We start from the raw sequence: 22,933 nt of genomic DNA on the forward strand, positions 1-22,933 counted from the left end.
CGAGTTATAACTGCCAATTCACTGAGACAGTGAAGTTACGTGGTGCACCATAGTAGCCTTGCTCCCAATACAGGCTGTGGATGTATTTTTCATTGGTTACATTATTAATATTGAACGACAAACCGACATTATCCGTAATATCGTAAGTAGTCATAAGGTTTAAGATACCGAATGCATCTTGTTTGGTAACTGGAGTAACACCCAGTGCTGTAATTGGCTGAATGCGTTTAGTGTCATCTTGCCAGCGGTAATTTAAGCCAAATGTTAGCCCTTTAATCTCAGTCACTTTATGAGTGATGGCAAGTTTATACTGGTTTTTAGGGGTGTAATTCTTAACAAGCTCATCACCATCAATATTGATGGTGCTATAACTAAAACTAGTACTGAGGGTTTCAGTAATTTTACCGCTAAGCTCCACTTCAAAACCATCACTGTTAATACCATCAGCACCATAGTAACGGGTGTCATCAGGTTTTGAGCCTGGAATTGCAACCGCAAGGCCAACTTGCTTAGCATCAAAATAAGCAAGGGTAACAAACAGGTTACTGTCTAATAACTGTGCTTTTACGCCTATTTCACTGCTTTTACCTGTGATTGGATCGAGGTAATCACCATTGATCTCACGCTCAGTTTGCGGCACAAATGTTTCTGTGTAGCTGGCATACGCTGCTAGATCGTCGTTAATATCGTACACAGTGCCAAAATAAGGAATGGTTTTATCCGCTTTTTTATCTTTGGCAACACCATACGACATACCTTTAGATTGCCAGTTAACTTGGCTAACACCGGCTAAAAAGCTGAGTGAGTCGGTAGCACGAATACGCGTAGAAATATAAGCAGAACGTTGTCTGTTAGTAACATCACCACCGGTCAAACCATCCGTAAGCGTTGCCACTGGCGCTGCGCCATCCCAGCCACCAAGCTCTGGCATTGGAGGAGAACCATTGCCTGTCGTGTTGTCATAAAGTGACTTATCATAATTATCCATATCAGCCTGGTTTACACCAAATGATAAATCATGCGCCATGCCGAATAAATCGAACTTACCCGCAACGTATAAATCAAAAATGTCGTGCTTGTCTTTATGGTCATACTCACTTGCATAACCCGTTAAGCCAAGGCCGGTTTCACGATCGGGAGTACCAAAAACGTAAAATAGCTCAGAATCTTGCTCATTTACTAAATGCGCGTAATTTGCTTTTAAAAACCAAGTATTAGTAATGTTTTGTTCAACTGAGACGAAAAGTTGCTCAGTAGAGTTATTCCAATATGACCAATCTGACGCTGTACTTGTCGATACATCAAAATTTGTTGCACTACCATCGCTATAATAAAGCGGTAATGCTCCCCAAAGCGGGCTGTCGGCATCTTTTTGTTGATTGACATAGTTTACCGATAAAGTCGTACTGTTGGTAAGCTGGCCTTCATAGGCAAGGTAATAAATGGTTTTGTCTTGTTCGTAGCGATCTAGGTATGAATCTGTTTTTTGTTTTGTAAACGCAACACGTACGGCCTGATTTTCAGTTAACGCCGTTGAGGCGTCGAGTTCCAAGCGTTTGTTACTCCATGAACCAAACGATGCAGAAGCGCTTACTTTTGTTTGATAAGTTGGCTTTTTAAGTACCATGTTAACGGTAGCTGACGGGTTACCTGCACCAGTCATCAAACCATTTGCGCCGCGAACAACTTCTACGCTTTCAAAAATAGAGGTATCAAGTGTACCTTGAATCGAGCCGTTATCTTGCGGGGTACCCATGCCATTTACTTGGAAGTTAGTAATTTCAAAACCACGGGCTTTAAAATATGTGCGATCTGTTTCTATTTGTTCAACAGTTACGCCTGGCGTGCTTTCTAGTACGGCATTAATATCATCGAGAGAGAAGTCGTCCATTAAGGCGCGCGATATAACAGAGATCGACTGCGGTGTTTCTTTAATTGTTAAGCCCAATTTGGTTGCTGACTGCGCATCTTCCGTAATGTAATTTTTATGGTGTTGTCCATACACAGCTATTTTTTCAAGGGATTCATGATTGTTATTTTCTTCGGTTGCGTGAACAACACCACTTATAGCTAGCGAAGTAAAAGCTGCTAATTTAGATAAACGTAAAAACTGCGGGGCAGACATGTGACATCCCATAAATTAAAAAGAAGTACGCAATTTAATCTAAATGCCAACGATTTGCAATTGCATTGTTGTGTTTTATTCGATAAAGAGTTTGATTTTGGAGTAATAAAAAAGCGGCCAAAGCCGCTTAAGGAAGTAATATAATTTTAGTTTTAGCTTAGAACGCGTATTTAACTGAGAACTGCAGGCGATCTAAATCACCATCAACGCCACTTTCTGTTTCGCGTTCTGCATGCTTTAACTCAGCACCAAACGTTAAACGTTTAACTGGTGAGTATAAAATATTAGCGCTATAGCTTTGGCTAGATTCAGTTGGGTCACCGGTAATCGTAAGCAAATCAGTGTTATTGTCTGCTGAGAAGAACGAGTAAAGGAATGTTGAGCGCCATTGGTTATTCCAATTGTGCTGGTAAGCAATAAACCCTGATGTAGAGTCAATTGCATCTAGCTCATCACCATTAAGCACTGCACCATGTGCAACATTTAAGCCAACGTAACGACCTAAGCCTTTACCTTGGGTAAGCATAAATTTAACGTTGTCTTGGCCAACTTTAAACATACCTGATGCACTAATGCCAATTGATGTTTCATCAGCGTCAAGGCCGCCCACTTTATAAGTAAGTTGACGAGCAAGCGCTGCAACCACTAAGTTACCCCAATCAGCAGTATGTGTGTAACGTGCTGTGAAATCCGGTAATGATGCATCATCGGTTACAGCCATACCATTTGAAGTTGTAATTGTACTTTCAGGGTTTTCTAGCGAGAAAGACCATGCGCCAGTTGTGTATTTAACTTGTGCTTGGCGAACAAATACCGTGCCTTCAGCTGGACCTACAAAATCAAGAGTTTCAGGCAGTGCACCAACATTTTGGAAGTTTGACCATGTTTGACCAAACAACCAGCCGTCGTAAGAAATAAATGCGTGGCGAATACGTGGCGCATATGAGTTAGATACGCGTTCATTACCGCCAGCAGCAGATGCTAAAAAGTCTATTTCGATTTTACTACTTATGGTTTTGCCGTTGTCTAGGAGTGTTGATGTGCCAAAATTAAAACGAGACTGACGTGCGTGCATATCAAATACAGCATCAGAGTTGTTGTCGGCACCGACTGTTAATGTACTTGGTACATAAAAGTCACGCCCTACATTTGTTCCTGCAGGCGCGCCAGCTGAATAATCACTCCACATTGCATCGAGTTTTATATAACCACCATAAGTAACATCAGTGCCACCAATCGTTGCGGCTTGTGCTGTAGCTGAGAGCGCGCACAATACGGCAGTGGCAGTAAGTGTTTTTAATACTGTTGATTTTGTTGTCATAGTCAAAGTCCTATTCGGGGCTGCTTGTTGCATCATGATACTTGTGTTGTGATACCACTTTTGATTAAGTATGCTTTTTACTCAATTACCTATTGGTCTATTAGACTAAGGTGGCAAGCTTGCTACCCTAGTTTAAACATATCATTAACATTTTGTATTAATAGCGTAAAATGATGAAATTTTAAAACAATTAGAGCGTTCAGTGAAATAAATCAAAGATAATACAACTAAGGTCTAATACTTTCGCCCGCTATGCTGGGTGATCCTTAAGATAGGCCTTAGGCAAGTAATTAAAATGGAGACGACTATGTCACAAAGTATCTATCCAGTTCCTGCACATATCAAGAATGCAGCCTTAGTTGATAACGATAAATATAATACACTTTACAAGCAATCTATTGATGATCCAGAAGGTTTTTGGGCAGAGCACGGTAAACGTCTCGATTGGTCAACACCTTTTACTAAAGTAAAAAATACCTCTTTTGATAAAGGCCATATCAGTATTAAATGGTATGAAGATGGCGAGCTTAATGCTTCGTACAACTGTATTGACCGCCATCTGGCAACTAAAGCAGATAAAACGGCATTGATTTGGGAAGGTGACGATCCTTCGCAAAGTGAGCACATTTCTTATCAACAACTGCATGACGAAGTGGCAAAATTTGCCAACGGTTTGAAAAAGCTCGGTGTTAAAAAAGGCGATCGTATTGCTATTTACATGCCTATGTCACCGCAAGCTGTTTATGCAATGCAAGCATGTGCGCGTTTAGGTGCAATTCACTCGGTGGTCTTTGGTGGTTTCTCACCATCAGCAATTGCTGATCGTATTAAAGATTCTGGTGCTAAAATTGTTATTACTTCTGATGAAGGGCGTCGTGCAGGCAATACAGTACCGCTTAAAGCAAATGTTGATGAAGCCGTTGCACAACAGTCGGTCACTACCATCGAACACGTTGTTGTACATCAGTTAACGGGTGGCGACGTACAATGGCATGAACATGATGTATGGTGGCATGATTTAGTTGCTGATCAAGCCCCAGACTGTGCACCAGAGCCGATGAATGCAGAAGATCCACTCTTTATTCTTTACACTTCAGGTTCAACAGGTCAGCCTAAAGGGGTGGTTCATACGACTGGTGGTTATTTAGTATATGCATCGATGACTCACGAATATGTGTTTGATCTAAAAGAAGATGATATCTTTTGGTGTAGCGCCGATGTGGGCTGGATCACAGGTCACAGTTACATTGCTTACGGCCCATTAGTTAATGGTTGTACGCAAGTCTTATTTGAAGGTGTACCCACTTACCCAACCGCAGGACGTATGGGTGAAGTAGTCGATAAGCATAATGTTACAATTTTATACACAGCGCCAACGGCAATTCGTGCACTGATGGCCAAAGGCGATGAACCAACAGCGACCTCAAACCGCGATAGCCTACGTATTTTGGGCTCGGTGGGTGAGCCAATCAACCCAGAAGCATGGACTTGGTATTACGAAAACATGGGTAAAGGTAACTGCCCAATTGTTGATACTTGGTGGCAAACTGAAACTGGTGGCATCATGATCACACCTTTACCAGGTGCAATTGATATGAAACCAGGTTCTGCAACCCGTCCATTCTTTGGTATTGCGCCAGCATTATTTGATGCTGAAGGTAATGCTCTGGAAGGCGCAGTTGATGGTAACTTAGTTATTCTTGATAGCTGGCCATCACAAGCTCGTACAGTTTATGGCGATCATGAACGTTTTGAACAAACTTACTTCTCTGCTTATCCGGGTGTGTACTTTACTGGAGACGGTTGTCGCCGTGATGAAGATGGTTACTACTGGATCACCGGCCGTGTTGATGATGTATTAAACGTATCAGGACATCGCTTAGGTACTGCCGAGATTGAGAGTGCACTGGTTGCTCACCCTGCGGTTGCCGAAGCTGCTGTAGTAGGTTACCCGCACGATATTAAAGGCCAAGGTATTTATGTTTACCTAACGCCAAACGAGGGTGTAACGGTCAGTGACGAATTAACCAAAGAGGTACGTAATTGGGTTCGTAAAGAGCTTAGCCCAATTGCATCGCCAGATATGATCCAATGGTCACCAGGTTTACCTAAAACCCGCTCAGGTAAGATCATGCGTCGTATTTTACGTAAGATCGCTGCAAATGAGCACGAGCAATTAGGTGATACCTCAACACTTGCAGACCCTGGTGTGGTTGATGAATTAATCGAGAACCGATTAAATCGTTAAATATGCGTTAAAAACTTGATTAGAAGTTGATTCTAAACGTAGTATATCGGCTGTCAGCTATTTGATAGATGGCAGCCGAATTCATTAGGAGTGAACCATGAGTCAGTTTTTAATAGCGGATGACCACCCGTTATTTCGCGAAGCACTAAAAGGGGCATTAACGGCAAAGTTTGATGGTTTAGAGGTTTTTGAATCTGAAAATTTTGAAACTACATTGCAAGTGCTTAGTGAACAAGAAGATTTAGATATCTTACTACTAGACCTACATATGCCCGGCAGTGGCGATTTATATGGCCTAATTCGCATTCGTGAAGATTATCCAAGCTTGCCAATTGCTGTTGTCTCTGGCAGTGAAGATATCAATATTGTTTCAAAAGTTATGAGCTACGGGGCGATGGGATTCATTCCTAAGTCATCATCATCAGATGATATTGCCGGAGCAATTAATCAAATACTCGATGGCGATGTATGGCTACCACCTGAGCTTAAAGACAAAGTAGCGAGCGTTACCAATGAAGATAAAGAAATCGCCGCTCAAGTAGCTTCCCTTACCCCACAGCAATATAAAGTGCTGCAGTACTTGCACGAAGGTTTGTTGAATAAACAGATCGCTTATGAACTACATATTTCAGAAGCAACGATCAAAGCGCACATCACCGCGATATTCCGTAAGCTTGGAGTGTATAACCGCACGCAAGCGGTGTTGATAGCTGCAAAATTACAACTCGAACCTATCGAGCAAACACATTAAGTACAGTATAAAAGTGTCAATAATAATAAAAATAAAGAGGCGTTGCGCCTCTTCATTCTACTCTATTTCTAGAGCCTAGCTAAATACGACGGTTCTATTACCATTAATAAATAGCTTATGTTCTGATGCTAATTGCAGTGCCTTACAAAACACTGTTTTCTCTACATCTTTGCCCATTTTAGCCATCATTTCGGCAGTGTTTGCGTGGTTTACATGGGTGACGTCTTGCATAATAATCGGCCCTTCATCAAGCTCATTATTAACAAAATGCGCTGTTGCACCAATGATCTTAACTCCTCGTTCAAATGCCTGATGATATGGTTTTGCACCGATAAAAGCAGGTAAAAATGAATGATGAATATTGATAATTTTACCATCAAAGCGGCCTACAAATTCAGGACTTAAAATCCGCATATATTTGGCAAGGCCAATGATATCGGGATTGTAGCTGGCAATTAAGTCACCCACTTGCAGGTCGTGTTCAGCGCGTGATAGACCTTCATGGCTGACCACATGAAACGGCACATCAAAGCCCTTCGCCAATGGCGCTAAGTCAGGATAATTAGCAATCACAGCCAATACTTCAATATTCAGTGCTTGCTCAAATTGCTTTAGCAATACGCCCCCTAAGCAGTGGGCTTCTTTAGTCGCTAGTAACACCACTTTAGTTTTCTCGTCAGTGTGCAGTGCTAATTGCGCGCCATCGGGTAACAAAGCTTGTAATTGATTTAAAAAATCTGGATCTGGTTGGCCCGTTAGTTCAGTGCGCATAAAAAAGCGCTGAGCATCTTTATCTACAAATTCATTATTGCGGGTAATATTTAAATTATGCTGATGACAAAGTCCGGTGATTTTCGCTATTAAGCCGACATCATCGGCACATTGCGTGGTTAGTATCGTGTTCATTTTTCCTCATTCTAATCCCGTGAACAGTGGCTCCATTATTTGTTAATTTGTCACAATAGCAAGGGCTTTATTGAGAAATTCAGTATTACCTAAATTGCTATAAGTGGAAAATAAAAAAATATTTTAATTTTGTGAGAAATTATTATACAGATTTCGTTATGGGTTATTTATTGTTCATTATCTTATTATCGTCAGGTAGACAAAATATAACAACGAAAGGGATAATTTTATGAATCTAATTAAATCAATGCTTGCGGCATCTATTTCGCTGGCTTTATTGTCTGGCTGTGAATCTGATTTTGTTGATCACCCTGATGAGCCTATAAATACCGCACCAGTTATTAGCGTAAGCGATACAGCAGTAGTTGAAAAACAAGCTATTTCAATCAGTGCCACAGTGCAAGATGAAGGCCCCGTTACTTATCTTTGGAGCCAAAATGCAGGGTTGTCAGTTGCATTAGAGAACACCAATACAGGGACTGTTAGCTTTATTGCGCCAAGTGTTAGCGAAGATAAAAAAATATCTTTAAATTTAACTGTTACAGACAGTGAAGGTTTAACGAGTGAAAAAAATGTTGTAGTTGATATTCAACAGCAGCTGGTTAAATTATCACTGGAAGGCATAGCAACAGATTCCCCCTTAATTGACGCGGCTATAAAAGCCAAAATAGGATCGCAAGAGTTCACGACAACGACAAATAGCGATGGTTATTATAGCTTAGAGTTAGCACTTGACGATGATGCTGATATGAGTCAATTGGTGACAATTGAAGCACAGGGTAAAGAGCAACAACAAGCCGCTTTGTTGCAGTCACGACTAATGAGCTTTGCAAGCTTGAAAACGAAAGCGGGCGATGACGCTGTACTTACTAATGACGAAGACTTTTCGGTAAATATTACTAATCTAACCACAGCAAAGTCGGCGCTTTTGGCGCGAGAAAATTTATTCGTAGACATTAAAAGCGAGCAAGACTTGAAACGCTTGTCGAATGAGATTAGTGCTGATGAGCTCGTTAAGGTTGCTACGACTATAAAAGTTATTTTGGACAAATCAACGAGCAATGAATTATTTGCTTTACCCGAGGGAGTAAATAATGTTTTAGAGCTGGCTTTAGATAATGAAAAAATGACTCAGTATATTAAAAAAGTGGAGCAAACGCCCGAGTTTAGCCAGGCCCAAGAAGAAATGCTAGCTGATGAGAAGGTTGTTCAGTCTACAAAGACTAATAACATTAAAACTTTTTACTATAATCGTGGCAATTTATCTATTAATCAAGTTATTGAATTAGATAACGACGGCACTGGTCGTTACCTTCTTCAAAATTATGATGGTCGCTTCGACTGGATATATCAAAACGATGTGTATACCTTAAATAATCCTGAAGGTTTTTATGCTTATCAGACTACTGCTGATATTGAAATTGATGGTGAAACAAAGCGGGTTCGCCAAGAGGTTACTACTTATAAAGCAGAGCTAAAGTTAATTGCGGCAACTGAAAATGGTTTTTTAGTCAAAGAAACTGAGTATAAAAATGTAGAGTACCCAGATGGTGAGTTAGAAAATTATCAACTCACTAACGAGTCTATCCTTAAAGTATTCACTCAAAATGAGCAAGTTGATTTTACCTTCGCGCAAACTCAAAACCCTATTGCATTGCCTGCACCGCATATTTTCGTTGATCAAGTATCTCTTGGTGCGATTACGTTAATGTTAAATGACGATGGAACAGGTGCTGTTTCAGAGCTTGGAAATACGCCTATTACTTGGCGAATGATAGAAGATAATAACAAACAGTCATTACATATCACACTGAGTGATTACGATAATGAAACAATACTATTTAGGCAATTAACAAGTGATGGTGATATTGCAACGTTTGCTGTATTTAGTGAATTTGACGGAATTAAAAATGCGATTGAAGGTACTGGCAGCATTATCGACGAATCAGAGACATTCAATATTGCAACAATCCCTGGAATATATAGCTACAACTTTGATGGTAAGAGTTTAGATGAGTTTTGGTTTGAGCTTTGGCCTGATGGCAAAGCTATTTCGATGAGTGTGTACGACAGCAATGAGGATGGGCAATTATCAGTTGCTGAAAGTCGAATTTATGCTGGTAACTGGCATCTTGATGATGACATTCTTACAATAACGCGAAACCTAAATGGACGAGATGATTGTTACTACGTTGAGCAAGATCCTAATTGCTGGTTGTGGAATACTCGGCAATGGAAGCTAATTGAACAGATCGAAGATACTATTTATGTAAATAACATGCATCAATTTACCTATAGCCAAGGTGAGGAACCAAGAGAGAAAACGTTCGATAATCGCAAGTTTAATCGAGCAACTGAGCGGCCTATTTCGTCTCCACTACCTGATGAAATTTTACAACAGATAGGCTATCAGCCCCCTGTTTCTTTGACTGGCCTAATTAGCCCTAATAACTACTTGGGTAAGCGTTTGTATTTTACAGATCATGATTATAAAGTGGAAGGCGAGCTTGGTTATTTTCAATTTGATGACAATAACTCATTTCAATATTATCAAGATAACAACCTATCAACAGGGACTTACCAGATATTTTCTGATAATCAATTAATATTACGCGATGGTTCATCATTAATGTATGGGGCTAATTATAGTTTATTAATTGGCTCGAGTAATGTGGTAATTGCTACTTTTGAAGAGCATATTTGGCCGCATTTTACTAGCGAAAACGATGCCAAAGAATACATGAGTATTGTTGCCGACAATAAACCAGTAAGTAACGTCGAACATTTAATCGGGCGCGATATATATATGGTCGACCGAGATCGAGATGATCAGTGGGTGGTTAGTTATTTGAAGTTTGATGAAGATAAAATCACAATTTATAGTGATGAAAGTTTCACAACCATTAATACAGAGCTTGATTACAGTGTTGATGACACAGGCATGATTAGCTTCCCGGATGATCAAAATACAATGTACTTATCGTTAGTGACTGATGAGTTTAATATTATTATTACTAATGATGTAGGAAATAGCAGTAAAGATTTTAACTATTTCTTATTTGATCAGCAAAAAGCAAAAGATTTTGTTAACAACACAAATGCATTAAGAGAAAGCGCACAGCGTTAACTCCACTTACAATCTTTTAGTTTTAACAAAAATAAAGCGCGATAATTTTTATCGCGCTTTTATTCGTTTTAGTGGCCTGCAAAATTACCGTCGCAGAGATTTTATATCACGTAAAATGTGTAAATGTTAGGTTATAAGGCCGACGCGGGGTAAACCCTTAAAAGAACGGGGGTAAACCCGCTGTTATGGTGTTGTATGGAGGTGATTGTGGCTCGTTTAATTTTTTGTTGTTTGATGGTTGGTGTTTTACCAGGGGGCGCGATGAGTGACCCATCTGCAGAGATTGATGAAAATCAGTATGTATATCCTTATAAATGTACACATAAAGGAGAGGTTGAATATCATTCAATCACGGCACGTGAGCCTTTAAGTAAAGCGTTTTTAGCTAAAATGCAAAATGCATTGCACGAGGGCTTTGAGCTAGACCCTAATAGTTGCGTGCCTGTAGAGGCAATACCAGACGCTAAGAATAAGTAATTCGTCTCAACGATTTAGTAACGCCATTAAGACAGATAAAAATATTTTAAATTTATGAGAAAAATTTAACTGCTATTCGTGTCTGTCATTGTTGTGATTTCTTCGTAAAATTTATTTAGCTATAAATAATAACTATCTAAAAAATTACATGAAGTTACAGTTTGAATCACCTAAAGTTAAAACATCAATTTTATTCACGTTCAGTCTTCTTCTATCTGCTTGTGGAGGTGGTAGCGATGACTCACAAACTACAAAATCTGATGCAGATAAACAGCCAGATAAAGTAGAAGCGTCGCGCTTAGTGTGGGAAAAATTATTACCAACAACAAGCTTTGCTTATTACTCGTCACCGGCACTTAGTGCTGATGAGCAAACAATTTATATAGGCACAGCTAAGAATGTACGCAATGACCCCGCAGGCAGTGATTTGATGGTAGCTTATAACCGCAATGGCAGTGAAAAGTGGCGTTACACTTTGCCTAATGGTGAAGAAGTGCGTTCAAGCCCTGTTGTACATAATGAAAATATTTATTTCACTGTTGATAAGCGAGTAGGTGAGTTTGAAAAAGCATATCGCGATTTAGTAGCTCTAAATAGTAGCGGCGAGCAAATGTGGCGTCAACGCGTATCTGATTATGGCTTTCAAACAGGTTCTGGTTTAACCAAGGTTGCGGCTTTTGAAGGCCAAGTTATATATACCGGTTTAGATATCCGCGCTTTTAATGCGCAAACGGGTGAGAGCTTGTTTGAGCGTTTATGTAACTGTGCAGAGCGACAAGACCGATTTGTAAATGGAGCGGTAAATCACAATGGAGAATTGGTATTTTATGATGAAGGGCGCGTACTTAAGCTTGATTTAAATAGTTATGAGTTAGTTGGCGAATTCAAAGATATAGACACCTTTGAAGGTGACTTGGTTTACTCTACTCCAGCTATTGATTCTAACAATAATATTTACTTTGGGTCTGAAGCCGGAGTTTTATACAGCTTTGATGATAATTTGGATCTTCGTTGGCAGTTTGAGTTACCAAACCCGCAGGTGTTCGAGGCGCCATACATTCGCTCATCGGTAGCGATAGATGAGTCGCGTAGTACGATTTATTTTGGTACAAAAAATAATGATGATAGTGAGTTTTACGCACTCGATATCAATGATAAAAGTATAAAATGGCAGGTGGCAATTACCGGTGATGTTTATGTGTCTCCTACCATTGGCGATAATGGTAATGTGTACTTTTCTTCAGAAAGTAATTTACTTTATACATATAAACCAGATGGCACGCTTGCATGGCAATATGATTTAAAAGCAAATGTAACTTGGTCTTCTCCAGCTATCGATAGTCAGGGGGTTTTATACATAGGTACTTTATCTGAAAGTAATGTATCGGCCGCAAGTGCAACAGGTAAGCTTGTGGCTATTCAAACCGACAGCACAGGTTTAATGCCTAATACTTGGTCTAAAATTCACCGGGATAATCAAAATAGTGGCGTGGCTAAGTAATAAAATTAATTAAAGCAGTCGCACACTAGAGCGACTGCTTTAACCCAAATTACAATGGGTTTACCACTGAGAACCGTTTATCAGAAACACTCCAGTAACCTAGATCAGAGACGATTAAAATTTTATAATTATTACCTCGGCCATTAAAGAGTGCAGGGTCTAACTTAAACTCTCCTGTATTTGGCAGTTCTTCAGCAAACTGATACCAGCGTCTATTGTTGACTATATTTAAATCCACTTGTTGCTTATCGCCAATTCCGCGAGAGTCATCATGCAGAACATACATAGCAACAGTTTGTCCGATGAGTTTGTTAGCGTTCCAGGTTATCGTTTTTTGTTGGCCAACTGGGTAAGTATCAAGGGCTTTAGGCGTGATAACTGCTGAAACTAATTTGCCTTGTTGTAAAAAGTGTTCTAAACCGTTATCAACGGTTTTACCTGAAGCAATACTAAATAATCCATCAGATAGGCTCCAATAACCTAAATCGCTGACGAGCATCAGTTTAAAGCGATTAGTGCCATTGGCCATAAAGTGATAGGGGTCAATTTGAGCTGTTCCTGTGTTTTTTATATTAGTTGCCGCTGGATGCCAATCAATTTGTTTAAGGTTATTAAAGTCATCAAAGCTGTTAACTTTATAACTAACGGTATGATTGACTAATATACTTATGGTCGTGCCAATTAATCGTTTGCTATCCCATTCAAGTGTATATTCAGAGCCTATTTTTAGTTGGCTTGCATTTTTAGGGGCCGTGATTGAGCTAACTCGTTTTGTTGCAATTATCGCGTTGATATCTCTGGCAGGGCTAAATTGGTTCTTTGTGGAGTGTGGTTTATGGTTTTGTTTTTCGAGTTGTGCTAACCACTGAGTATGTGGATTATTGTCGAGCTTATTAATAGCCGCTATTAACTCAAATGCAAGGGAAGAGTTTGATTTAGCAGAATCAATGAGCTGTTGCATTTGCTGTGAAGTTAACGCATTAAACATATTTGTTTTTATCACAAGCTCTAACCATTGAACTTGTTGTTGCTTGCTTAGTTGCGTTATATCAATATCAAATAATGCTGTTTTATCCAGTGTGTTTTGTTCATATAGCGCCGTGTATTTTGCTAAGGTGATATCGTAAAATTGGCTTGATTGTTGTGTATTATTGGCAAGCCATAGCTCTGCATTCTTTAAGGTTTGTGAGTACTTACGCAAACTTAAACCTAGCATGGTACTTTCATAACGCCCCTTCATGCATTTTTGATCACTTGTCGAACAATGTAGTAGCTGTTTATTTAAAAAGTTATTTGCTTGCAAATAATCACGTTCTTTTAGGTAATATTGATATTGCTCATATAGTACAGTACTAAGTTCATGTTCAAAGTTTGGGAGTAGCTGTTGATAGATAAACATGGCTTTATTCAGGGCTTGTTCTTGCGCAAGTTGTGCACCTGCTTGAGCATATAAATTTGCCGCAAAATGGTTTAATTTTGCGAGCTCACAATGTAGTGGGTGGTAGTTATTCGCAGCATTTTTTAATGTTGAGTCTAGTAACTTAATTGCTTGGTCTATTTGATTATCTTCTATCAGTAGGCTGCTTTTCATTAACGATTGCCATGCTTTTTGCGAGGCAGACGTTGCTGTCGTATTTTCATTCTCGAGAATTAATTGACGGCTGAGTATAGGGTGATTATCACGATGAGTAAAAATATGTATTAATAATTCCAGTTTTAGTTCGGATGCATCGCTATTTTGAAAAGCTATTTTGATCTGCTTTATGTCACCAGCTAAATAGCTATCTTTAGTAAGCCAACCAAGCAATTTAATGTTGCTGTTTTGAGGGTTTTGCTGCGATAGTTTTTGCCAAAGAATTCGTGCTTTTTGTTGTTGATTTAATTTAATTAAACTTTTAATTTTTAATATTTGCATGTCAATCGAACTATCGCACAACGCCAATATATCTAAAGCTGCTGTAAAATTTCCATGCAAGTATAAGCTTTGGGCAACGGTTAAGAGTACGCTTTGTTGGTTTTTTGGGCTTAATTGACTCTGCATTACTTGTTCAACACCAGCAAGTAACAAGGCCGATACCGACAGTTTTGCACCTTGCGGCGCTAGCGGTGTGCTGCTAATTAGTAAGTTTTGATAAAAGTTGAGTAGTTCATACTGTTGCTTTGCGGCTTGCTTTTGTTCATCTTGATAAAGAAATAAGCTAATACAGGCGACACCCAAAAAAGCGATAGTTGAGGTTATTAGAGCAGCAGTAAGAGGGGAGCGTCTTATAAACTTACCTAATATATATGTTTTTGAGTGTTTAAACCAAAGTAATGGACGATGCGCCAGATAAGCGGCGATATTTTGTTTTAATGTATCTGCTGATGCAAAGCGTTGCTGTGGTAGTGGCGCCAGTGATTTATTGATGATTTCTTGAAGCTCTGTACTAATAGGTTGTATAAGTAGTTTTTCTAAAATACGCCCGAGGCTATAGATATCAGCTTGGGTTGTTAAGCTTTCACCAGCCAGTTGCTCTGGGCTTGCAAACTCGTGACTAAGCGCTTTTATATATGCGTTATGTAATGGTATTTCATGATTCATGGAACTGGAACGCGCAACCCCAAAATCAACAAGTTTAGGTTCACCATTGTTATCTACTAGGATATTTGAAGGCTTTAAATCTGCATGGATCACCCTATTTTGGTGAGCATACTCAACGGCATCACATACTTTTTGAAATACCTCTAACCTTGCTTTTTGCGAAAGGTTTTTTGCGTAGTTAATTAATGTATCACCGGCTATATATTGAATGATGATGTAAGTGCCAATACTGCATTTACCGACATCTAATATGCTAGCTATATTGGGATGTGATAATTTGGCAAGATATTGCGCTTCTTGTAAAACATGTTTTTGTCCATGTAATTGTACAATGGATGGATAAAATAACTTAATCGCTACCTTTTGATTTAACTGGCCATCATTTCTAGTCGCCAAGTAAACTGCACCCATTCCCCCATAGCCAATTAATTGCTCTAACCTAAAGTGACTTATTTCGTCGCCTTGCAGTTGTAAAAGCTGATGATCATTAGTAAGTAAATTTAATTGGCCATGTAATAAGTCATTAAACAATGAGCTTTGATCATTACTTGTATGTGCATTTATTAATTGCTTCACTTCAATGATGAATTGTTCATCAGATAGTTGTAATTGCAGCAATCCTGAGGTTAAGTTGTTGGCATGGTGTGTAAGTAAGTGTTCAAAACACGAAAGCGCGTCTTTAAATTGATTCATTAATTATCTTAATTTGTTTGAATACGCACTTTTATAAACGCTTTAGCAGCATCTAATTCGCGATAAATAGTAGCAAGTGAGACCTTGAATTGTTTAGCTAGCACTTTAGTATCTAGGCCCAAAAAGTAATGTTGAGAGAATATTTGAGCTTTTTGCGGATGATTTTTTTCTAGATGATTTAGGGCGCTATCTAATGCTAAAAAATCCTCTTGGTGTTTTAGTTGATCGTTTTGTTGCTGGATTTTTTCTGCGTTAGGAGTGCGTTTGAGAGTTTGAAACTTGCGAATTTCATCGCGTAAAATATTACGGATAAATACACTTAAATAAGTATTAAATTGTGTTTGGTGATTAATGCTTTGTTGTGGCGGAATTAACTCAATAAGTGACTGATGTAGTAGCGATCCAGTATGCGGTAAGTGCTGCAATACATAGGTTGAATCGATTTCATTACGGTAACCTTCTAAATGTACATGACAAACTTGTTTCAGGTGGTAGTAAAGCCGAGCTTTAAGTTCATCAGCACTTTGCGGGCAACCATTTTGCCAGCCATTGATTAGATCTTCTAATGATGCCTGCATCGATCTTCCTTATTTCGATATTTCAATTAATAAGGTACATTTGCGGGACTTTAATTACAAGTGTTAACTTAATGTTCGTTAATCAATTCTCTCAGCTGTGAGGGAGTCGTCCCAGTCCAGCGTTTAAATGCGCGGCGAAAGTTAGTTAAGTCGCTAAAGTTAAGTTCGCCTGCTAGGGTTTCGTTACTTTGCGCTAAAGTGGCGATATTAAACACCGCGGTTTGGCGATTGATACAATCTTGCAAGGCGCTAAAACGAGTATGATGTTGTTTTAGTTTTCGCTTAAAAGTGGCGGGGCTCATAGCGAAATGCTGGGCAACTGTTTCGAGGTTTTGTTGTGGTTGAGCACTAATATGATTGCGCACTAATTGCAGCCAAGGCGCAGCGGGTAAAGGGTGCTGCTTTATGGTTGCTAATGATTGCTGCAGCAGGCTCGGACAGCTATCTATTAAGTGTTTGTTATAAAGTTCATCACTAATACTGACCATAAATAATTGTTGTGAAAACTTGCAGTTGGCTTGTAGGTTAGTTTGATATTGCTCTATGTGTGAGGGCTGCGCATAGGGAAACGAAAAACATAAATCACTGTTATTACCTATTCGCCATTTACATGTTGCAGCGATAAAACTGGCAAATAATTCGCAGCAAAATTGTTCTACGGCTGCATTTATTGCCCCGAAGCTGAGGTTGATAATGAAGTAATGTCGGCCTTGGTGGTATTTATGTTCGGCATTAAATAAGTTAAAGCCATGCAAAGGAGTGCGTGTGAGTAGTTTTTGCAGTGTGCGTAAACTTTCTGCTTGAGAAAATGCGCTATATAACGGATTGTGATTAAGTAGTTTTCGCCCTAGTAAAAAACTGAGTTGGTGTTGATTATCAAATTGACGACAGTTTTCTTGTAATCGATAAAATTGCTCAACACTGATCGAAGCCGTTCCAGCTGCAAAATCTTGATAAAATAATCGAGTTCCTTTGAGTAACTTATCAGGGTGTACCCCTCGGTGTTTGGCTAAATCAACTAATTGCGCTGCCCATGACTGTAAACCTTGATAAGGAGAGTCGATATAACTGCTGTTACTAAGGCTTGCACTCACGCAGTATGTCCATGTAAGTTTTTGTTCGTTAGTAATTTTTGATGCAATTGACTGAGTAAACCAGAGGTCGAATCACGGTGCGTTGCGGCTACTAAACTGGTGTGTACTTTTTGTTTGTAGCTCACTGCTTTGTCGCTGCTATTAAACGAAAACGCTTCTAAAGCACTGACTAACGATACGCTTAGCTGCTCTGCGACAGCGAGTTCGGTATTGGGCAACATGACAATAAAGCAATCACTGGCGTAACGGCAGACTAAATCTTGTTCACGTACATTCAAGGTGATCACTTGAGCAAACTCTTGTAACAGCTTATCGCCTTCTGCATCACCAAATTGACGATTAAACCGATCAAACTGAGCAATATCTAACATCAGTAATGAAAATCCATGCAGGCTATGGTGGAGCAAATTTAGCTCGCGGCTGATCTGGCTTTTCATATAATCGGCGCTAGCTAGTCCGCTGATAGCATCACTGAGTTGATGCTCTCGATAAAAGCGCTCGCGATTACGTAATTGTTGATTAATGGTCATTTGCTCTTGGTGCCAATGATACAAAGCCATGGTCATTAAAATCATCCCAAATGGTGCAGGAATGGATTCAATGGTACTGAGCCATGCTTGTTCATTGCTGTAATATACAAATTCATCAATAAAATCGAGGGTCATCGATAGATTCATAATCGCAAGGCCTGAGAATAATAAGTTAGTTACTCGTCCCTTTGGCCTACTTAATAGAATAAAAAAGATCCACAGCAGGGTCATGGCAGTAATACCGCCTTCGCCACCTACATCAAACCAATCGATCTGGCTATGGCCTTTATAGTGACCGTAGCTAAGTGTCAGGGTTAATACGCTGGTTAACATCACCACTAAGATAAGCAGTAATGAGCGATGTAATTTTAAAAACGATAAATTCATTGTCAGCTCAATAGGTATATTTGATAGGCAGAATAAGCAAACAGCTTAAACACCACTAGGGTCAGATTAGCTCACAGTGATGACATATTTTTTACGTTGGCAACTTTTCAAACGGATTATTGTTGATTTTTGAATTAAAAAACCATAAAAACAGGGGGTCAAATCAGCTCATTTTGCCGTATTTAACTACTTAAAATGCCCTTACAATGGCTAATTATCAAGGACGTAACGGGTACTGACATATTTCTTTCATGATTGCCCCTTAGGGTGTTGCTGCGAGCCAAGCATGGCCAAGTAAACAATCAAAATCATTAGCAGCAACCAAGAGAACAATTATGAACCCTTTTATCAAATCGAGTATTGCATTAGCGTGTTGTGGTATTTTATATGCGACCCCAGCCTTAGCGGATGGTCGTGTGCAAGGTCGCATCACTGACGCTAGCCAAAGTGTGTATTTTGGTGGCGCGAAAGTATCGGTTAAAGAGTTAAACTTAAATACGGTAAGTAACCGCGATGGTTCTTTTTCATTTAATAAGTTGCCAGCGGGTGATTACACCCTAGTGGTTGATTACATTGGTGCCCCCTCGGTAGAACAAAAAATTACGGTGGTTGATTCACAAGTTTTTACACAACAAATTATAATTGGTGAGCAACAAGAAGCCATCGACAATATCATTGTTTATGGCCAAAGTGCTGGCCAAGCAGGCGCAATTAACCGCCAAAAAAACGCAACTAATTTAAAATCGGTAGTCAGTGCAGACTCGATTGGCCAGTTCCCTGATCAAAACGCAGCAGAAGCATTACAGCGTTTACCGGGTATTTTTATCGCTCGCGACCAAGGTGAAGGGCGATTTGTTGGTATTCGCGGTATTGATCCAAATTTAAACAACGTTACGGTTAATGGCTTAAATGTGCCGTCGCCTGAGGCCGGTGTTCGCTCTGTGGCGATGGATGTATTGCCAAGTGAACTAATTCAAAGTTTAGAAGTAAGTAAAACTGTTACCCCAGACATGGATGCCAGTGCTATTGGTGGCTCTATCGAAGTAAAAAGCTTAAGTGCCTTTGATAAAGCAGGTGAGAGCTATAGTTTTACTGCACAGGGCTCATATAACGAATTAGAGTCAAAAACTAGCCCGAAGCTTTCAGGTAGTTACACTAATGTTTATGAGCTTGATGGTGGTCTTGATCTAGGTGTAGCAACAGCTATTTCGTGGTTTAAGCGTGATTTTGGTTCACGTAATATGGAGACCGACGGTGGTTGGAGTGAATTTGATGTTGAAGATGCAGCAACTGGCGACAAGGTCTCATTATTTGGCGCTGAAGAAATTGAGCAACGCCAGTATCAAATTACCCGTGAGCGTTTAGGTGCAGCACTTAATTTAGATTTACACAGCGGCGCCACTGATAAATATTATTTACGCACACTATATAGTGACTTTTCTGATGATGAGTATCGCCAACGTAATGAGTATAAGTTTAGCGATGGCAAACTATTAGATAGCAACGAGAGCGGTGCAAACTTTAGTGGTGCAGAAATGGACCGCGATACCAAAGACCGTTATGAAGAACAAAGTATTCTTTCACTGGTACTTGGTGGTGAAAATCAATTAGATAATTGGTTTGTTGAATATAATGTTGGTTATTCTAAATCAGAAGAAAAAGAGCCAAACCGCTTAGATGTGACCTTTGCTGGTAAAGATATTGATATGGGCTACATTGCGCGCGTTGATACTCCATTATTAAGCCAATCGACTAATGCCCACGATTTAAGCCTGTTTGAGATGGATAAAATTGAAGCGGCCAATAACCTTAGTGAAGACGAAGAGCTTAGCTTTAAACTCGACTTCAGCCGTGATTTTGTGTGGCAAAATAATAATGGTGAATTTAAGTTTGGTTTTAAACATCAAAATCGCGAAAAGCGTAATGATGTAAAGGTTGCTATTTATGATGGCGACTTTTTAGATGCTCTTGGTAGCGACTTTGCCGCGCCTGCACCTGACTTTGATTTGGGAAGTTTTGGACCGGGCCTTGATCGCGGCGCGATTCAAGCCTTTGTGAGAAAAAATAAAGAGGCGTTTGCTTTCAATAGTAATGAGTCACAAGTTGAATCTGATGGTCAAAGTTATGTAAGTAATGAAGATATTACCGCCGCTTATGCGATGGTTAGCATGGATATTGATAAGTTACATGTTGTCGCGGGCGTGCGTTATGAAGGTACTAAGTTTGAAACGCAAGGTAACCAAGTTGACTTAGTAGTCGATAAAGTAAGTGATACAGAAACTGTTACCACAACGCCTTGGCAAGTAAGTAAAGATTATGACTACTTTTTACCAAGCTTAAATTTACGCTATAACATCAGCGATAAACTAGTGACCCGTTTTGCTTACACCAATACCATCGCGCGGCCAACCTTTAGCGATTCGGCTGCTTACCAATTAATTGAAACTGAAACAGTTGAAGATGAAGGCGTAATGGTTACAGAGCGTAAAGCTGAAGTCGGTAATCCAGATCTCGACCCTTATGAATCAATGAACTTAGACGCATCAATCGAATATTACCCAGGTTCCATTGGGGTGTTATCTGCTGGTGTTTTCTATAAAGACATCGACAACTTTATTATTCAACAAGAAGTACAAGATAACGGTGATTGGGATGGTTTTGACGAAGTAGTGCAAATGGTTAATGGCGGTAAAGCGTCATTAACGGGGATCGAGCTAAACTGGAACAAAACCTTTAAATCAGGATTTGTGCTTGGTGCAAACGGAACCTTTATTGATGCGGATGAAAAATTACCAAATCAAGCAGACACAGTGGCAAATATCATTGTGGGCTTTGAAAATCATGCTATTAGCACTCGTTTAAGCGCATCATATAAGAGTGAGAGTTTCCAGTTTGATGATGCTGATATGGCGGTTTATGAAGATAGCCACATGCAATTGGATTTCAGCAGTAAATATTACTTAAACGATAATATCAACGTGTATTTCAATGCCACCAACCTAACAGATGAGCCAATGTACTTGTACCACGGCGAAAAACGTTACAACTACCAGTACGAATCTTACGGTCGTACATTTGAGCTAGGTTTTACGTTATCTTCTTTGTAAGGTGAACATATGAGCCTGCTTAACAGTAGGCTCATTGTTGAGGATATTATGATTAATAAAACTATTTTGTATATTGCACTAACCGCATGTTTAGCAACGGTTGGTTGCACAGCTCAAAGTAACAAACAAAGCAGTACTGACGTCGCAAGTACCAGTAACAAAGCCTCCGGCAAGATTGAGTTTTTAGCTTTTGGTGATGGTGGTTATCATGTTGACTATCCAAAAACTAAACACATAACCAACCCTAAAAACAAGCAACAGTTTATAGCCGCAGAGCTTGCTGATTGGTTAGAAGATTATCGCCCTCGCGATGAGTTTGATCATGCACCAATATATATTTATCCAGGCACTGAGATTGCTACAGAGCAAGGGGGCGCTCAGGCTGTGGGGATCGCAATGGCAAAATTGTGTGAAACAAAAGCGTGCCAATTTGCTATTCAGCTCGGTGATAACGTATACCCTGATGGTGCCGATGCTAATGATGGTAAAGACGACCAAAAACGTTTACACGACTTAGTGTATGCGCCGCTTGAGCCATTATTTAAAGCTGAGCCTAATTTAGTGGTGTATTCCGCATTAGGTAATCATGATTGGAAAAGCTCGCGCAAAGGCGTAGCGGTACAAACGCAATGGATGGCAGAGCAAGCGAACTTTCATCTAGACGAAAAAGGCTACTATAGCTACAAAATGGGTGAGCCGGGTAACGATGTAGAGTTTTTTGTACTCGATACCAATATGTTACTGGCAGGGCAAAGTTATTATGATGTGCCGCTAAACCCAGATGGCAGCGAAGCAGATGAGCAACAAGCAATACGTGATGGCCGCGCAGATCTTGAAGTACACGACCCCCATGAAGGGCCACAAAATGATGAAGACCTAGCTCAGCTTATATGGCTTGAACAAGGCATTGCAAACTCGACTGCTAAATGGAAACTGGTTTATGGGCATCATATTTTATGGTCAATTGGGGGCACTAAATATAGTGAAGGCCACGTACTGCGTAAATTACTAATGCCAACTCTTTGCAAATATGCAGATGGTTATATTGCCGGCCACGAGCATGACTTAGAGTTACTAACCGATGATTGCTCAAAGTTTGATACCGGTAATAGCGTTGGCAAATTGCCGCTGATCATTTCTGGCGCTGCGTCTAAAATGCGTGGTAAACATACCCCGTTTGCACAGTTTCAAGAACGCCAATATCCTGAATATGATTTGCTTTGGTCAAAAAGCTTTGTATGGGGGTTTAGTCATATCAGTTTGGATAATCAAGCCAATAAGCTTGATGTGAGCTTTTATACCACGCCACGAGATTTAACGGGCAGTATTATTGATGAAGGTAGTGTTAGTTTTTCTAAACGCACTCGATAAACTTATATTTTGCATAAAAACCAGTGTAACTACGCTGGTTTTTTGTTGTTTTAATGTGTAAAACTGTGCATTTTATTGCATATTTGTACATTTATTTACGGTTACGTAAATATTTGTAAGTTGAGGTAATGCTTTG

The 22,933-nt window shown here is 39.7% G+C and carries 14 protein-coding genes; 7 read left to right on the top strand and 7 right to left on the bottom strand.

Features of this window, described 5'->3' with window-relative positions; all coding sequences use genetic code 11:
• Positions 1–4: 4 nt before the first annotated feature.
• The gene (locus PVK79_RS04535; protein ID WP_257325389.1) at positions 5–2,125 is read right to left on the bottom strand and encodes a TonB-dependent siderophore receptor; all 2,121 of its coding nucleotides are present in this window, start codon (positions 2,123–2,125) and stop codon (positions 5–7) included.
• Between the two features lie 157 nt (positions 2,126–2,282).
• The gene (locus PVK79_RS04540; RefSeq protein ID WP_145235291.1) at positions 2,283–3,446 is read right to left on the bottom strand and encodes a DcaP family trimeric outer membrane transporter; all 1,164 of its coding nucleotides are present in this window, start codon (positions 3,444–3,446) and stop codon (positions 2,283–2,285) included.
• 307 nt (positions 3,447–3,753) lie between these two features.
• On the opposite strand from PVK79_RS04540, the gene acs reads away from it, so the two are divergent.
• Entirely contained in the window at positions 3,754–5,694 is a 1,941-nt protein-coding gene (gene acs, locus PVK79_RS04545) for an acetate--CoA ligase (protein ID WP_257325390.1), read from the top strand.
• Positions 5,695–5,791: 97 nt separating this feature from the next.
• Positions 5,792–6,445, top strand: a complete 654-nt coding sequence (locus tag PVK79_RS04550) for a response regulator transcription factor (protein ID WP_145235295.1) — start codon at positions 5,792–5,794, stop codon at positions 6,443–6,445.
• A 75-nt stretch (positions 6,446–6,520) separates the two neighbouring features.
• Here PVK79_RS04550 and purU read toward each other — a convergent pair whose 3' ends face one another.
• Positions 6,521–7,351 carry a formyltetrahydrofolate deformylase gene (purU, locus tag PVK79_RS04555; RefSeq protein WP_145235297.1) on the bottom strand — a complete coding sequence of 277 codons (831 nt, stop codon included), beginning with the start codon at positions 7,349–7,351 and terminating at the stop codon, positions 6,521–6,523.
• Positions 7,352–7,580: 229 nt separating this feature from the next.
• Here purU and PVK79_RS04560 point away from each other — a divergent pair, with 229 nt between their 5' ends.
• From PVK79_RS04560 to PVK79_RS04570, 3 genes are all read left to right on the top strand, one after another.
• Positions 7,581–10,478 carry a PKD domain-containing protein gene (locus PVK79_RS04560; RefSeq protein ID WP_257325391.1) on the top strand — a complete coding sequence of 966 codons (2,898 nt, stop codon included), beginning with the start codon at positions 7,581–7,583 and terminating at the stop codon, positions 10,476–10,478.
• A gap of 207 nt (positions 10,479–10,685) precedes the next feature.
• The gene (locus tag PVK79_RS04565) at positions 10,686–10,955 is read left to right on the top strand and encodes a hypothetical protein (protein WP_257325392.1); all 270 of its coding nucleotides are present in this window, start codon (positions 10,686–10,688) and stop codon (positions 10,953–10,955) included.
• A gap of 148 nt (positions 10,956–11,103) precedes the next feature.
• Complete coding sequence (locus tag PVK79_RS04570; RefSeq protein ID WP_257325393.1) at positions 11,104–12,456, top strand: outer membrane protein assembly factor BamB family protein; 1,353 nt, start codon at positions 11,104–11,106, stop codon at positions 12,454–12,456.
• Between the two features lie 49 nt (positions 12,457–12,505).
• Here the strand turns inward: PVK79_RS04570 and PVK79_RS04575 are convergent, their stop codons facing one another.
• From PVK79_RS04575 to PVK79_RS04590, 4 genes are all read right to left on the bottom strand, one after another.
• Positions 12,506–15,730 (bottom strand): serine/threonine-protein kinase, encoded by a 3,225-nt coding sequence (locus tag PVK79_RS04575; RefSeq protein WP_257325394.1) that lies wholly within the window; start codon positions 15,728–15,730, stop codon positions 12,506–12,508.
• A gap of 8 nt (positions 15,731–15,738) precedes the next feature.
• A complete protein-coding gene (locus PVK79_RS04580) occupies positions 15,739–16,308 on the bottom strand; it encodes a sigma-70 family RNA polymerase sigma factor (RefSeq protein WP_145235307.1) in 570 nt (189 codons plus the stop codon).
• Positions 16,309–16,376: 68 nt separating this feature from the next.
• Positions 16,377–17,402, bottom strand: coding sequence for an AraC family transcriptional regulator (locus tag PVK79_RS04585; RefSeq protein WP_182731522.1), 1,026 nt, complete (start codon positions 17,400–17,402; stop codon positions 16,377–16,379).
• Positions 17,399–18,319, bottom strand: coding sequence for a GGDEF domain-containing protein (locus PVK79_RS04590; RefSeq protein ID WP_182731521.1), 921 nt, complete (start codon positions 18,317–18,319; stop codon positions 17,399–17,401). Before PVK79_RS04590 ends, PVK79_RS04585 begins: the two co-directional genes overlap by 4 nt.
• 335 nt (positions 18,320–18,654) lie before the next feature.
• Between PVK79_RS04590 and PVK79_RS04595 the strand changes: the two genes are divergently transcribed.
• The gene (locus PVK79_RS04595; protein ID WP_257325395.1) at positions 18,655–21,426 is read left to right on the top strand and encodes a TonB-dependent receptor; all 2,772 of its coding nucleotides are present in this window, start codon (positions 18,655–18,657) and stop codon (positions 21,424–21,426) included.
• Between the two features lie 48 nt (positions 21,427–21,474).
• Positions 21,475–22,797 carry a metallophosphoesterase gene (locus tag PVK79_RS04600; RefSeq protein WP_257326437.1) on the top strand — a complete coding sequence of 441 codons (1,323 nt, stop codon included), beginning with the start codon at positions 21,475–21,477 and terminating at the stop codon, positions 22,795–22,797.
• The last annotated feature ends 136 nt before the right edge of the window (positions 22,798–22,933 follow it).

Origin of the sequence: Pseudoalteromonas rhizosphaerae (assembly GCF_028885455.1) — a bacterium.
Lineage (GTDB): Bacteria > Pseudomonadota > Gammaproteobacteria > Enterobacterales > Alteromonadaceae > Pseudoalteromonas > Pseudoalteromonas rhizosphaerae.